At 74.1% G+C, this 14,483-nt stretch carries 10 protein-coding genes; 9 read left to right on the top strand and 1 reads right to left on the bottom strand.

Annotation, left to right across the window (positions count from 1 at the left end; all coding sequences use genetic code 11):
• Window positions 1-36 precede the first annotated feature (36 nt).
• Genes ACHZ99_RS21390 through ACHZ99_RS21375 form a run of 4 tightly spaced genes read left to right on the top strand, consistent with a single transcriptional unit; the run spans window position 37 to window position 5,970 of the window.
• Window positions 37-1,686, top strand: coding sequence for a carboxyl transferase domain-containing protein (locus ACHZ99_RS21390; RefSeq protein WP_420306280.1), 1,650 nt, complete (start codon window positions 37-39; stop codon window positions 1,684-1,686).
• Window positions 1,687-1,699: 13 nt separating this feature from the next.
• Window positions 1,700-3,835 carry an acetyl/propionyl/methylcrotonyl-CoA carboxylase subunit alpha gene (locus ACHZ99_RS21385; RefSeq protein ID WP_420306395.1) on the top strand — a complete coding sequence of 712 codons (2,136 nt, stop codon included), beginning with the start codon at window positions 1,700-1,702 and terminating at the stop codon, window positions 3,833-3,835.
• On the top strand, window positions 3,832-4,785 hold the full coding sequence (locus ACHZ99_RS21380) for a hydroxymethylglutaryl-CoA lyase (RefSeq protein WP_420306279.1): 954 nt from the start codon (window positions 3,832-3,834) through the stop codon (window positions 4,783-4,785). The genes ACHZ99_RS21385 and ACHZ99_RS21380 overlap by 4 nt, the downstream gene beginning before the upstream one ends.
• Before the next feature lie 6 nt (window positions 4,786-4,791).
• Window positions 4,792-5,970: an acyl-CoA dehydrogenase family protein gene (locus tag ACHZ99_RS21375; protein WP_420306278.1), complete on the top strand. Its 1,179-nt coding sequence runs from the start codon at window positions 4,792-4,794 to the stop codon at window positions 5,968-5,970.
• A gap of 60 nt (window positions 5,971-6,030) precedes the next feature.
• Here the strand turns inward: ACHZ99_RS21375 and ACHZ99_RS21370 are convergent, their stop codons facing one another.
• The gene (locus tag ACHZ99_RS21370; RefSeq protein WP_420306277.1) at window positions 6,031-6,921 is read right to left on the bottom strand and encodes a hypothetical protein; all 891 of its coding nucleotides are present in this window, start codon (window positions 6,919-6,921) and stop codon (window positions 6,031-6,033) included.
• 168 nt (window positions 6,922-7,089) lie between these two features.
• On the opposite strand from ACHZ99_RS21370, the gene ACHZ99_RS21365 reads away from it, so the two are divergent.
• The 5 genes from ACHZ99_RS21365 (at window position 7,090) to ACHZ99_RS21345 (ending at window position 14,289) form a co-directional block, all read left to right on the top strand.
• Window positions 7,090-8,127 carry an ABC transporter substrate-binding protein gene (locus ACHZ99_RS21365; protein WP_420306276.1) on the top strand — a complete coding sequence of 346 codons (1,038 nt, stop codon included), beginning with the start codon at window positions 7,090-7,092 and terminating at the stop codon, window positions 8,125-8,127.
• A 1-nt stretch (window position 8,128) separates the two neighbouring features.
• Window positions 8,129-9,025, top strand: a complete 897-nt coding sequence (locus ACHZ99_RS21360) for a siderophore-interacting protein (RefSeq protein WP_420306275.1) — start codon at window positions 8,129-8,131, stop codon at window positions 9,023-9,025.
• Between the two features lie 119 nt (window positions 9,026-9,144).
• Window positions 9,145-10,668, top strand: a complete 1,524-nt coding sequence (locus ACHZ99_RS21355) for a pyridoxal phosphate-dependent decarboxylase family protein (protein WP_420306274.1) — start codon at window positions 9,145-9,147, stop codon at window positions 10,666-10,668.
• Window positions 10,634-11,932, top strand: a complete 1,299-nt coding sequence (locus tag ACHZ99_RS21350; protein ID WP_420306273.1) for a lysine N(6)-hydroxylase/L-ornithine N(5)-oxygenase family protein — start codon at window positions 10,634-10,636, stop codon at window positions 11,930-11,932. The genes ACHZ99_RS21355 and ACHZ99_RS21350 overlap by 35 nt, the downstream gene beginning before the upstream one ends.
• Window positions 11,932-14,289, top strand: a complete 2,358-nt coding sequence (locus tag ACHZ99_RS21345) for a GNAT family N-acetyltransferase (protein WP_420306272.1) — start codon at window positions 11,932-11,934, stop codon at window positions 14,287-14,289. The genes ACHZ99_RS21350 and ACHZ99_RS21345 overlap by 1 nt, the downstream gene beginning before the upstream one ends.
• Window positions 14,290-14,483: the final 194 nt, after the last annotated feature.

Genomic DNA, 14,483 nt, shown 5'->3' with positions numbered 1-14,483 from the left:
CGGCTCGAACGAGCTCGACGAGGAAGGGCGCGGCCCGTGGACCACGCACCCGTGCTGACGACCGCCGCGGACCCCGGCGGCCCGGGCGGTGCCGCCTGGCGCACCAACGAGGCGGCGCACCGCGCGCTCGCCGACGAGCTGCACGACCGGCTCGCGGCCGCCCGCGCCGGCGGCGGCGAGAAGGCCCGCGCCCGGCACACCGCCCGCGGCAAGCTGCTCCCCCGCGACCGCGTGGACGGCCTGCTCGACCCCGGTTCGCCGTTCCTGGAGCTGGCGCCGCTCGCCGCCGAGGGCATGTACGGCCCCGACGGCAGGGACGCGCCCGCCGCCGGCGTCATCGCGGGCATCGGCCGGATCAGCGGCCGGACCTGCGTCGTCGTCGCCAACGACGCCACCGTCAAGGGCGGCACGTACTACCCGATGACGGTCAAGAAGCACCTGCGCGCCCAGGAGGTCGCGCTGGAGAACCGGCTGCCCTGCGTCTACCTCGTCGACTCCGGCGGCGCCTTCCTGCCCATGCAGGACGAGGTCTTCCCCGACCGCGAGCACTTCGGCCGGATCTTCTACAACCAGGCCCGCATGTCCGGCGCCGGCATCCCGCAGATCGCCGCCGTCCTCGGCTCCTGCACCGCCGGCGGCGCGTACGTCCCGGCGATGAGCGACGAGGCCGTCATCGTCCGCGGCCAGGGCACGATCTTCCTCGGCGGCCCGCCCCTGGTGAAGGCCGCGACCGGCGAGGTCGTCAGCGCCGAGGAGCTGGGCGGCGGCGAGGTGCACGCCCGTACCTCCGGCGTCACCGACCACCTCGCCGAGGACGACCCGCACGCGCTCCGCATCGTCCGCGGCATCGTCGGCACCCTCCCCGAGCCCGGCCCGCCGCCCTGGTCCGTACGCGCCGCGGTGGAGCCGAAGCACGACCCGGCCGGGCTGTACGGCGTCGTGCCGGCCGACTCGCGGACCCCGTACGACGTGCGCGAGGTCATCGCGCGGATCGTCGACGGCTCGCGCTTCCAGGAGTTCAAGGCCGAGTACGGCACGACGCTCGTCACCGGCTTCGCCCGCGTCCACGGCCACGCCGTCGGGATCGTCGCCAACAACGGCATCCTGTTCTCCGAGTCCGCCCAGAAGGGCGCCCACTTCATCGAGCTGTGCGACCAGCGCGGCATCCCGCTGCTGTTCCTGCAGAACATCTCGGGCTTCATGGTCGGCCGCAGCTACGAGGCCGGCGGCATCGCCAAGCACGGCGCCAAGATGGTGACCGCCGTGGCCTGCACCCGGGTGCCGAAGCTGACGGTCGTCATCGGCGGCTCGTACGGCGCCGGGAACTACTCGATGTGCGGCCGGGCCTACTCGCCCCGCTTCCTGTGGATGTGGCCCAACGCCAAAATCTCCGTCATGGGCGGCGAGCAGGCCGCGTCCGTCCTCGCGACCGTCAAGCGCGACCAGCTGGAGGCGCGCGGGCAGGAGTGGTCCGCGACCGCGGAGGCGGAGTTCAAGGCGCCGATCCGCGAGCAGTACGAGACGCAGGGCAATGCCTACTACGCGACCGCCCGCCTGTGGGACGACGGCGTCATCGACCCGCTGGACACCCGCCGGGTGCTGGGGCTCGCGCTGACCGCCTGCGCCCAGGCGCCGCTGCCCGCCAGGGACGGCGCGGCGCAGGGCTTCGGCGTCTTCCGGATGTAAGGGGGGGATGGCTGTGTTCGAAACCGTTCTGCTGGCCAACCGCGGCGAGATCGCCGTGCGGGTCATCCGTACGCTGCGCGCGCTCGGCATCCGCGCCGCGGCCGTGTTCACCGAGCCGGACGCGGGCGCGCGGCACGTACGCGAAGCCGACACCGCCGTACGGATCGAGAGCTATCTGTCCGTCGACGAGCTGCTGCGCGCGGCGCGCGAGACGGGCGCGGAGGCGGTGCACCCGGGCTACGGGTTCCTCGCCGAGAACGCGGCGTTCGCGCGCGCGTGCACGGCCGCGGGGCTGGTCTTCGTCGGCCCGCCCGCGGACGCGATCGAGCTGATGGGCGACAAGATCCGCGCGAAGGAGACGGTGCGGGCCGCGGGCGTGCCGGTGGTGCCGGGCTCGTCGGGCAGCGGGCTGCCCGACGCCGAACTGGCCGCGGCGGCCCGGGAGATCGGCATGCCGGTGCTGCTGAAGCCCTCGGCGGGCGGCGGCGGCAAGGGCATGCGGCTGGTACGGGACGAGGGCGCGCTCGCCGACGGGATCGCGGGCGCGCGGCGCGAGGCGCTCGGCTCGTTCGGCGACGACACGCTGCTGGTGGAGCGGTGGATCGACCGGCCGCGGCACATCGAGATCCAGGTGCTCGCGGACGGCCACGGGAACGTCGTGCACCTGGCGGAGCGCGAGTGCTCGTTGCAGCGGCGGCACCAGAAGATCATCGAGGAGGCGCCGTCGCCGCTGCTGGACGAGGCGACCCGGGCCGCGATGGGCGCGGCGGCGGTGGAGGCGGCGCGGTCGTGCGGGTACGCGGGCGCGGGGACGGTGGAGTTCATCGTGCCGGGCGGGGACGCCGGTTCGTACTACTTCATGGAGATGAACACCCGGCTGCAGGTCGAGCACCCGGTCACGGAGCTGGTCACCGGCCTGGACCTGGTGGAGTGGCAGCTGCGGGCCGCGGCCGGCGAGCGGCTGCCGTTCACGTCGGCCGAGGTGGCGCTGCGCGGGCACGCCGTGGAGGCCCGGATCTGCGCCGAGACGGCGCGGGCCGCGGCGGACGGCACCCGGGTCGACTTCCTGCCGTCGGCGGGCCGGGTGCGGCTGCTGCGCGAGCCGTCGGGGCCGGGCGTGCGGGTCGACTCGGGGCTGTCCGAGGGCACCGAGGTCGGCACGGCGTACGACCCGATGCTGGCGAAGGTCGTCGCCTGGGGCCCGGACCGGCCCGCGGCGCTGCGCCGGCTGCGGGCGGCGCTGGCCGACACGGTGGTGCTGGGCCTGGACACGAACGCCGGCTTCCTGCGGCGGCTGCTGGCGCACCCGGCGGTCGCGGCGGGCGACCTGGACACCGGCCTGGTGGACCGCGACGCGGCCGCCCTGGCGGCGGCCCCGGTGCCGCCCGAGGCGTACGTCGCGGCCGCGCTGCTGGCCCAGTCGGCGCTGGAGGCGGCGGCGCGGGAGCCGGCGGGCCCGGACGGCTGGACGGACCCGTTCGCGGAGCCCTCGGGCTGGCGGGCGGGCGGCCCGCCGGCGTGGACACAGCGGTGGTTCCGCGCGCCGGGGCAGGATCCGGTGCCGGTACGGGTACGGGGCCTGGCCGCCGACGCCGAGGTGGCGGCCGGCGACGGCGCGCCGCCGGTACGGGCCGGGCTGTGGCAGGGCGAGAGCGGCTCGGTCGCCCTCGAACTCGGCGGGGTCACCCACCGGTTCACCCTCGCCTCCGCCCCGGACGGCGTCTGGCTGGGCCGGGACGGCGACGCCTGGCACCTCGTCGCCCACGACCCCGTCGAGGCGGCCCTGCGCGGCGGCGCGCTGGCCGCCGGGGCGGACGCGCTCACCGCGCCGATGCCCGGCACGGTGACCGTCGTCAAGGCCGCGGTCGGCGACCGGGTGGCGGCCGGGCAGAGCCTGCTCGTCGTGGAGGCGATGAAGATGGAGCACGTGATCGCCGCGCCGCACGCCGGCACCGTCGCCGAGCTGGACGTCGCGGCGGGCGGCACGGTGGCGATGGACCAGGTCCTCGCGGTCGTCGTACCGGACACCGACGCCGCGCCGGACGCGGACGCCGCACCGGACGAAGACGCCGTACGGCACGAAGACGCCGTACGGCACGCGGACGACGCCGTACCGGCACCCGGGACCGCGCAGGAGGACCCGCGATGACCGGCTCCCCCCTCCCCCAGCGCGTCCCCGCCGCCGGGCTGCCCGCCCGGGTCCGTATCCACGAGGTCGGCCCCCGCGACGGGCTGCAGAACGAGAAGGCCACCGTCCCCACGGACGTCAAGGCCTCGTTCGTGCACCGCCTCGCCGCCGCCGGGCTCACCACCGTCGAGGCGACCAGCTTCGTGCACCCGAAGTGGGTCCCCCAGCTCGCCGACGCCGAGGACCTCTTCCCCCGGCTGGCCGGCCTGCCCGGGGACGTCCGCCTCCCCGTCCTCGTCCCCAACATCCGCGGCCTGGAGCGGGCCACCGCCCTCGGCGCCCGCCGCGTCGCCGTCTTCGCCAGCGCCACCGAGACCTTCGCCCGCCGCAACCTCAACCGCACCGTCGACGAATCCCTGGCGATGTTCGCGCCGGTCGTCGCCCGGGCCAAGGAGGAGGGCCTGCACGTCCGCGGCTACCTGTCGATGTGCTTCGGCGACCCGTGGGAGGGGCAGGTCCCGCTCGCCCAGGTGGTGCGGGTCGCCCGCGCGCTGGCCGACATGGGCTGCGACGAGCTGAGCCTCGGCGACACCATCGGCACCGCCACCCCCGGCCACGTCGCCGCGCTGCTCGCCGCGCTCGCCGCGGACGGGCTCGGCGCCGCCACCCGGCCGACGATCAGCGTCCACTTCCACGACACGTACGGCCAGGCCCTGGCCAACACCCTCGCCGCGCTGCAGCACGGCGTCACCACCGTCGACGCCTCCGCGGGCGGCCTCGGCGGCTGCCCGTTCGCGAAGAGCGCGACGGGCAACCTCGCCACCGAAGACCTCGTGTGGATGCTGCAGGGCCTCGGCGTCGAGACCGGCGTCGACCTCGACCGGCTCGTCGCCACCAGCGTCTGGATGGCCGACCGCCTCGGCCGCCCGAGCCCGTCCCGCACCGTGACCGCCCTCTCCCACAAGGAGTGACCTGCGATGACGCCGACCCTCGACCACCACCTCCCACCCGAGCTGGAGGAGCTCCGCCGCACGGTGGCGGAGTTCGCGCGCGACGTGGTGGCGCCGAAGATAGGCGACTACTACGAACGGCACGAGTTCCCGTACGACATCGTGCGCGAGATGGGCCGCATGGGCCTGTTCGGGCTGCCGTTCCCGGAGGAGTACGGCGGCATGGGCGGCGACTACCTGGCGCTGGGCGTGGTGCTGGAGGAGCTGGCGCGCGTCGACTCCTCGGTGGCGATCACGCTGGAGGCGGCCTGCTCGCTGGGCGCGATGCCGCTCCACCACTTCGGCACGGAGGAGCAGAAGCGCACCTGGCTGCCGAAGCTGTGCTCCGGCGAGATGCTGGGCGCGTTCGGGCTGACCGAGCCGGAGTGCGGCTCGGACGCGGGCGGCACGCGCACCACGGCGCGCCTCGACGAGGCGGCCGGCGAGTGGGTGATCAACGGCACGAAGTGCTTCATCACCAACTCCGGTACGGACATCACCGGCCTGGTCACCGTCACCGCCGTCACCGGCCGCAGCGAGTCGGGCAAGCCGGAGATCTCGGCGATCATCGTGCCGTCCGGCACCCCCGGCTTCACGGTCGCCGCCCCGTACTCGAAGGTCGGCTGGAACGCCTCCGACACCCGCGAGCTGTCCTTCAGCGACGTCCGCGTCCCGGCCGCGAACCTCCTCGGCGAACCCGGCCGCGGCTACGCCCAGTTCCTCCGCATCCTGGACGAGGGCCGCATCGCCATCGCCGCGCTCGCCACCGGCCTGGCCCAGGGCTGCGTGGACGAGTCGCTGACGTACGCGCAGCAGCGCCACGCCTTCGGCCGGCCCATCGGCGCCAACCAGGCCATCCAGTTCAAGCTGGCCGACATGGAGCTGCGCGCCCACACCGCCCGGCTGTCGTGGCGGGATGCGGCCTCCAGGCTGGTGCACGGCGAGCCGTTCAAGAAGGCGGCGGCGCTGGCGAAGCTGCACACCTCGACGGTGGCGGTGGACAACGCGCGCGAGGCGACGCAGATCCACGGCGGGTACGGCTTCATGAACGAGTACCCGGTGGCGCGGATGTGGCGGGACTCGAAGATCCTGGAGATCGGCGAGGGCACGAGCGAGGTGCAGCGCATGCTGATCGCCCGCGAACTGGGCCTGCCGCCCACGGCCTGACGGACGGGGCCGACGGACGGGGCGGCGGCCCGCCCCGTCCCGCCCCGCTTGCCCCGCGCCTCACGCGCAGCCGGCGTCCGTCCGCGGCCACAGTTCCGTGCCGTCCGGCGTGCGCACGTAGACCCGGGAGTCGTCCTCGTCGTCCACCCACAGCCGCCAGTCGTCGAGCCGGTAGCCGGTGTCCCGGGCGCCCTCGGGCAGTTCGGCGTCGCCGTCGTACGGTGCGGCGAGCGCCTGCTCCGGCAGCACACCCTTCGGGTCCCGGACGTACGTCGTACCGCGGCCGCCGTGCGCGTCCTCGCCCAGGGTCAGGAAGTGCGCCGACTGCCAGTCGCAGTGCTCCGGGCCGCGGTTGCTGCTCACCCGGGTGACGGGCACGCGGTTGCCCTGCTCATCGGTCCAGATCTCGTGGAACCCGTCGGCGTCGTCGGCCGGCTCGAACTCCGCCGGATCGCACTGGGCGGTGGTCTCCGGGCCCCAGCCCGGCCGGTCCTCGCGGTCCTTGGCGACGATCACCGCCTCCTTGGTCCGCCCGTCCACGTCGTGCGAGAAGAGCACCCGGTTCTTCTCCTCGCGCTCGACGCGGAAGCCGTACGGCGGCGGTTCCTCGCCGTTGATCGACCAGTGCCAGGCGAGCCCCTCCTCGGGCGTCGCGCCGCCGTCGTCCGAGGGCCACGGGTCGCTCCGGCCGCCCAGGTAGATGTCGCCGTCGCACTCCAGCGCCCGGCCGGCGGCCCCGGCCATGGCCCTCATCTCCTCGGGCCCGGGCTCCCCCTCGCCCTCCCACTCCGGGGCCGTCGGCACGTACAGCGGCCCGTCGTACGGCGCCGCGGGCGCCTCGCCCTCGACGACCAGCGACGCCGGCACCCCACCGCTCTCGCCGCCGCACCCCGCCGCCACCCCGGCCACCAGTGCCAGCGCCGCCCCCCCGACCCGTCTGCCGAACGACATCCCCGCCACCGCCTCGTCCCTCGCGTATGTGTCGTCTCTGGGACGGAAGCGGAGCCCTTCCGGATCCCCCTGGCCGGAATCCGGCGGCTGCGAGAGGAGTTAGGTTAGGTTAGCCTAAGCTGCGTCGCCGGTCCGTCAGGGCCTCCGTACGCACGAAAGAGATCCGCCATGCCCCACGTCCGTACCCGCCCCCTCTCCCGCCGCGGCCTGCTGGCCGCCGGCGGCGCCGCCGGCCTCGCCGCGTTCCTCGCCGCCTGCGGCGAGGACGGCGGCTCCGGCTCGTCCGGCGGCGGCGCGGGGGGCGGTTCGTGGTCGTTCACGGACGACCGCGGCAGGACGGCGAAGGCGGACGGGACGCCGCGGACGGTCGTCGCGTTCACCGGCACGGCCGCCGCGCTGCACGACTACGGCATCGAGTGCGCCGCGGTGTTCGGGCCGACGAAAACCAAGGACGGCGAACCGGACGTGCAGGCCGGCGACCTGGACGTCGACGAGGTCGAGATACTCGGCAACGCCTGGGGCCAGTTCAGCGTCGAGAAGTACGCGGCGCTCGCGCCCGAGCTGCTCGTCGCCCCGACGTTCGACGCCGCCGGCACCCTCTGGTACGTACCGGAGGAGTCCGCCGACAAGATCCTCCAGCTGGCGCCCAGCGTGGCCATCAGCGTCTACGACCGGCCGATGACCGAGCCGCTGGAACGCACCCTGAAGCTCGCCGCGGCGCTCGGCGCCGACACCTGGTCCGCGGAGATCAAGGCGGCCCGGAAGCGTTTCGAGGACGCCGCCGGGCGGCTGCGGCGGGCCGCGAAGAGCAGGAAGGACATCAAGGTCCTCGTCGGCTCCGGCAGCGCCGACCTCTTCTACGTCTCGGGCACCAACCTCTCCGCCGACCTGGAGTACTTCAAGCAGCTCGGGGTGAACTTCATCGATCCGCCCCGGGAGGCGAAGAAGAACAGCGGCGGCTGGTTCGAGGAGCTGAGCTGGGAGAATGCCGACAAGTACGACGCCGATCTGATCATGCTGGACAACCGCACCGCCACGCTCCAGCAGGACGCCCTCGCGGCCAAGCCCACCTGGGCACGGCTGCCCGCGGTCGAGGCCGGCCAGGTCGTGCCCCGCGTCACCGAACCCGTCTACTCGTACGACAAATGCGCGCCGGTCCTCGAAGACCTGGCCGAAGCCCTCGAAAACGCCCGGAAGGTGAGCTGACGTGACCACGGAACCGACCACCGAGCCGACGACCGAACCGACGGCGGAAGAGGCCGCGCAGGCCGCGGAGCCGTTCCGTTTCTTCCGTCTCGAAGTCGCCCGCACCGAGCGGCTCAGCCCCACGCTCCTGCGCGTCACCTTCGGCGGCGGCGAGGGCGGCGACGCCCTCGACGGCTTCGCCTCCGGCGGGTACGACCAGAGCCTGTCGCTGTTCCTGCCGCACCCCGGCCAGGCGGAGCCGGTGATGCCCACGGGCCCGGACTGGTTCAACGAGTACCGCGCGCTCGACCCCGACGTACGGGCCGTGCTGCGCTCGTACACCGTGCGCGCGCAGCGCCCCGGCGAGGTCGACATCGACTTCGTGCTGCACACCGACCCCGCGGGCCCCGCCGCGCAGTGGGCGAGCGGGGCCGTGCCCGGCGACTGGATCATCGCGCTCGGCCCGGCCGTGCCGGACAACACCGGCGTCCGCTTCCGGCTCCCGGAGGATACGGATTACGTCATCGTGGCCGCCGACGAGACCGCGCTGCCCGCCGCCGCGGCGATCCTGGAGTCGCTGCCCGCGGGGCTGCCGGCGAAGGTGTGGATCCGCGTCCCGCACGCCGACGACGCGATCAAGCTGGACTCCGCCGCGGACGTGGAGGTCGGCTGGCTCACCGGCACCGCCGACGGCGTCGTCGACGCGCTGCGCGCGGCGGAGCTGCCGGAGGGGACGCCGTACGCCTGGCTCGCGGGCGAGGCGGGGATGGTGCGGGAGCTGCGCCGGCAGCTCGTGCGGGAGCGGAAGTTCGACCGGCGCGCGGTCTCCTTCACCGGCTACTGGCGCCGCGGCGTGACGGAGGACCAGTTCCGCTACGAGCCCGAGGAGGCGGCCGAGGACACGGGCGCGGCGGGGTGAGCCGGCGGGAAGTGGCCGAAACGGCGGGGGCGGGGGACCTAGGGCCAATTACTTAGGTTAGGCTTCCCTAAGTTTTTGGGCTCCTATCCCGTTAACCCGTCGTAGTGAGGACAGCATCCATGAGGTCCCACCTGCTCAACGACCGCACCGCCGGCAGCTACCGTCGTACGGTCACCGCAGGCGTCGAGCACATCGCGGCCCGACTGGCCCATGCAGACCGCCCGTTCACGGGCGTCACACCCCCCGCCCTCGCCCCGGTCGTCGACGCCGTCGACCTCGACCGCCCCCTCGGCGACGCCGGCGCCGCGCTGGCCGAGCTGGACCGGGTCTACCTGCGCGACGCCGTCTACTTCCACCACCCGCGCTACCTCGCCCACCTCAACTGCCCCGTCGTCATCCCCGCCGTGCTCGGCGAGGCGGTGCTCTCCGCCGTCAACTCCTCCCTCGACACCTGGGACCAGTCCGCCGGCGCCACCCTCATCGAGCGCCGCCTCGTCGACTGGACCGCCGCCCGCATCGGCCTCGGCCCGGCCGCGGACGGCGTGTTCACCTCCGGCGGCAGCCAGTCCAACCTGCACGCGCTGCTGCTCGCCCGCGAGGAGGCGTGCGACGGCGTACGCAAACAGCGCGGCGCCCAGCTGCGCACCGCCGAGATCCTGCCCCGGCTGCGCATCCTCGCCTCCGCCCACGGCCACTTCAGCGTCCGCAAGGCCGCCGTGCTCCTCGGCCTCGGCGAGGAGGCCGTGGTCGAGGTGGCCTGCGACGCCGAGCGCCGGATGCGGCCCGCCGCGCTGGCCGCGGCGCTCGCGGAGCTCCAGCGCGACGACCTCGTCCCCATGGCCGTCGTCGCCACCGCCGGCACCACCGACTTCGGCGGCGTCGACCCGCTGGCGCGGATCGCCGGGCTCTGCGCCGGGTACGGGGTGTGGCTGCACGTGGACGCCGCGTACGGCTGCGGGCTGCTGGTCTCCGGCCGCCGCCGGCACCTGCTCGCCGGCATCGAGCGCGCCGACTCGGTGACCGTCGACTTCCACAAGTCCTTCTTCCAGCCGGTCAGCTCCTCCGCCGTGCTGGTACGGGACCGGGCCACCCTGCGGCACGCCACGTACCACGCCGACTACCTCAACCCCGAGCGCACAGCCGCCGAGCAGCTCCCCAACCAGGTCGACAAGTCCCTGCAGACCACGCGCCGCTTCGACGCCCTCAAGCTGTGGCTGACGCTGCGCGTCATGGGCGCCGACGGCGTGGGCGCGCTCTTCGACGAGGTCTGCGACCTCGCCGAGACCGGCTGGCGGCTGCTGGCCGCGGACCCCCGCTTCGAGGTGGCCGTACGGCCGCAGCTGTCCACGCTGGTCTTCCGCTACGTCCCGGACACCCCGGCCGCCGGCGCCGACCCCGCGCTGGCAGACCACGCGCTGGCCGACGCCGCCAACCTCCACGCCCGCGAGCAGCTGGCCGCCTCCGGGGCCGCGATGGTCGCGGCCACCAAGGTCGACGGCCGGCACCACCTGAAGTTCACGCTGCTCAACCCCGAGACCACGGCCGAGGACCTGACCGCCGTCCTCGACCTCATAGCCGAGCACGCCGCCGCCTACACGGGAGAATCCCTTGTCCCCGACGTCTCCGCCGTCCCCGCCCGCTGAGCGCCGTGTCCACGACTTCGTCGCCGTCGGCCTCGGCCCGTTCAACCTGGGCCTGGCCTGCCTCACCGAGCCCGTCGACGGCCTCGACGGCGTCTTCCTGGAGCGCAAGCCCGGCTTCGACTGGCACTCCGGGATGTTCATCGAGGGCAGCACGCTCCAGACGCCGTTCCTGTCGGACCTGGTCACGCTGGCCGACCCCACGTCCCCGTACTCCTTCCTCAACTACCTGAAGGAGACCGGGCGGCTGTACCCGTTCTACATCCGCGAGAGCTTCTACCCGCTGCGCGAGGAGTTCAACGACTACTGCCGCTGGGCCGCCGCCCGGCTCCCCTCCGTCCGCTTCGGCGAGGAGGTCACCGCCGTCCACCGGGACGCGGCGGACCGCACGTACGTCGTCCGCACCCCGCGCGGCGAGTACCGCGGGCGCCGGCTGGTGCTGGGCACCGGCACGCCGCCGTACGTGCCCGAGCCCTGCCGCGGCCTCGGCGGCGACGTCCTGCACAACAGCCGCTACCTGGAGCACAAGGAGCGGCTGAAGGCCAAGGAGTCCGTCACGATCGTCGGCAGCGGGCAGAGCGCCGCCGAGATCTACTACGACCTGCTCCAGGACCTCACGCCCGACGGCTACCACCTCACCTGGGTGACCCGCTCGCCGCGGTTCTTCCCGCTGGAGTACACCAAGCTGACGCTGGAGATGACCTCCCCCGAGTACGTCGACTACTTCCACGCGCTGCCCCCGCCCGTACGCGACCGGCTCGGCGCCGCGCAGAAGAACCTCTACAAGGGCATCAACACCGAGCTGATCGACGCGATCTTCGACCTGCTGTACGTCAAGTCCCGCCGCGGCCCGGTGCCGACCCGGCTGCTCACCAACACCGCGCTGGTCTCCGCCGGGTACGCCGACGGCACGTACACCCTGGGCCTGCGCCACGAGGAGCAGGGCCGGGACTTCGACCTGGCCACCCAGGGGCTCGTGCTGGCCACCGGCTACCGCTACGCCGAGCCGCCCTTCCTCGCCGGCATCGCCGACCGCCTCGCGCGCGACGAGCGGGGCCGCTTCGCGGTCGCCCGCAACTACACCGTGGACCGCGCGGGCCGCGAGGTCTTCGTGCAGAACGCCGAGCTGCACACGCACGGCTTCGCCGCCCCCGACCTCGGCATGGCCGCGTACCGCAACTCCTGCATCATCCGGGAGATGACCGGCCGCGAGGTCTACCCGATCGAGAAGTCCATCGCCTTCCAGGAGTTCGGAGCGCCGGCCTGATGAACCTCACCCTGCGCCCCCTCGACCCCGCCCGGGACGCGCCGCTGCTGCACGCCTGGGTCACCCACCCCAAGGCCGCGTTCTGGCTGATGCAGGGCTGCACGCTCCAGGAGGTCGAGAAGGAGTACGCGCGGATCGCCGCCGATCCGCACCACGACGCCTTCGTCGGCCTCGCCGACGGCGTCCCCGCCTTCCTCGCCGAACGCTACGACCCGGCGCACCGCGAGCTGGTCGGCGTCTACGACGCGCGGGAGGGCGACGTCGGGATGCACTTCCTCACCGCGCCGGCCGAGACCCCCGTGCACGGCTTCACCCGGGCGGTGATCACGGCGGTGATGGAGTGGCTGTTCACCGATCCGGCGGTGCGCCGGGTGGTGGTCGAGCCGGACGTGCGGAACACGGCGGTGCACGCGCTCAACGAGGCGGTGGGCTTCCGGGTGGCGCGGCGGGTGCGGATGCCCGGGCCCGCCGGGAACGAGACCGGGGACGAGGCCGGGAAGGAGGCGCTGCTGAGCTTCTGCACCCGCGAGCAGTTCGCGGCCGCGCGGGCGGCCACCGCAACTCCCGACGCCACCGCCACCGCCCACCTCACCCCCGGCCGCTGGGCGGAGGCCACGCGCCGGCTGCTGGCCAAGGCGATCGGCGAGTTCACCCACGAGCGGCTGCTGACGCCCGAGCCGCGGGGGGTCGGCTCGTACGCGCTACGGGCCGGGGACGCCGAATACCGCTTCGAAGCCCGCCGCTACGCGCTGGACCACTGGCGCGTCGACCCGCGCACCGTCACCCGCCACGCGCCGGGCGACCCGCCCGGCGGCTCCGGGCTCGACGCGCTGCGGTTCTTCACCGAGCTGCGCGAGCCGCTGGGGCTGAGCGCGGAGGTGCTGCCCGTCTACCTGGAGGAGATCACCTCCACGCTGGCCAGCACCGCGTACAAGCTCGCCGCCCCGGAGCACCCCGACCTGGCGCGGGCGGACTTCCAGACGATCGAGGCGGGGATGACCGAGGGCCACCCCTGCTTCGTCGCCAACAACGGCCGCCTGGGGCTGGGCGCCGCGGACTACCGGGCGTACGCCCCGGAGACCGGCGCCCGCACCCGTCTCGTCTGGCTCGCCGCGCACCGCGACCGGGCGACGTTCACGTGCGGCGCGGGGCTGGACTACGGCGCGCTGCTGGACGCGGAGCTGGGCCCCGCGGCGCTGGACGGCTTCGCCGCCCGACTCACGTCCCTCGGCCTCGACCCGGACGACTACCTGCTGATGCCCGCGCACCCGTGGCAGTGGGAGCACAAGCTCTCCGTCACCTTCGCGGGCGAGGTCGCCGCCCGGCGGCTGGTGTACCTCGGCGAGAGCGAGGACACGTACCAGCCGCAGCAGTCGATACGCACCTTCTTCAACACCTCGGCGCCCGGGCGGCACTACGTCAAGACGGCGATGTCGGTGCTCAACATGGGCTTCATGCGCGGGCTGTCGGCCGCGTACATGGAGGCCACACCGGCGATCAACGACTGGGTGGCCGGGCTCGTCGAGCAGGACGAGGTGCTGCGCGGCACGGGCCTGGGCATCCTGCGCGAGCTGGCCGCCGTCGGCTACCGCCACGAGGCGTACGAGGCCGCCACCGCGCCCGGCTCGCCCTACCGCAAGATGCTGGCCGCGCTGTGGCGGGAGAGCCCGGTGCCGCGGCTCGCGGCGGGGCGGCGGCTGATGACGATGGCGGCGCTGCTGCACACCGACCGGGCGGGCCGCCCGCTGGCGGCGGCGCTGGCCGAGGGCTCGGGGCTGGCGCCGGCGGAGTGGCTGCGCCGGTACCTGGACGCGTACCTGACGCCGCTGCTGCACGCCTTCTACGCGTACGGGCTGGCGTTCATGCCGCACGGCGAGAACGTCATCCTCGTCCTCGACGAGGCGGGGACGGTGGAGCGGGCGCTGTTCAAGGACATCGCGGAGGAGGTCGTGGTCATGGACCCGGACGTGCCGCTGCCGCCGGCGGCGGAGCGCATCCGGGCCGAGGTGCCGGACGACATGCAGCTGCTGTCGGTCTTCACGGACGTCTTCGACTGCTTCTTCCGCTTCCTGGCGCCGCTGCTGGACGAGGCGGGGGTGCTGGGCGAGGAGGAGTTCTGGCGGACGGTCGCGGAGTGCGCGCGGGACTACCGGGCGGCGGTGCCGGACCTGGCGGAGCGGTTCGCGCGGCACGACCTGTTCGCGCCGGAGTTCGCGCTGTCGTGCCTGAACCGGCTCCAGTTGCGGGACAACCGGCAGATGGTCGACCTGACGGACCCGTCGGCGGCGCTGCAACTCGTCGGCACCCTGCGCAACCCCCTGGCCCCCCACGCCCCCCGCACACCCACCCCAGGGTAGGCCGCCCCGCCGACAGAGGCCCGGACGGAAGCCGGGCCGAAGAAGGCGCGCAGAAGGCGCGCAGAAAGGGCGCAGAAAGGGCGCGGGAAGGGCGTCGGGAAGGGCACGGGAACCGCGCGCCCACGTGCCCCGAGATCCCCGCACACCCACCCCAGGGTAGGCGGCCCCACCGACAGAAGCCCCCGCCCACGGAC

It is taken from the genome of Streptomyces sp. MAR4 CNX-425, assembly GCF_048656465.1.
GTDB lineage: Bacteria > Actinomycetota > Actinomycetes > Streptomycetales > Streptomycetaceae > Streptomyces.
The sequence above is the reverse complement of the archived record's forward strand: the minus strand, read 5'-3'. Positions and strand labels throughout refer to the sequence as shown.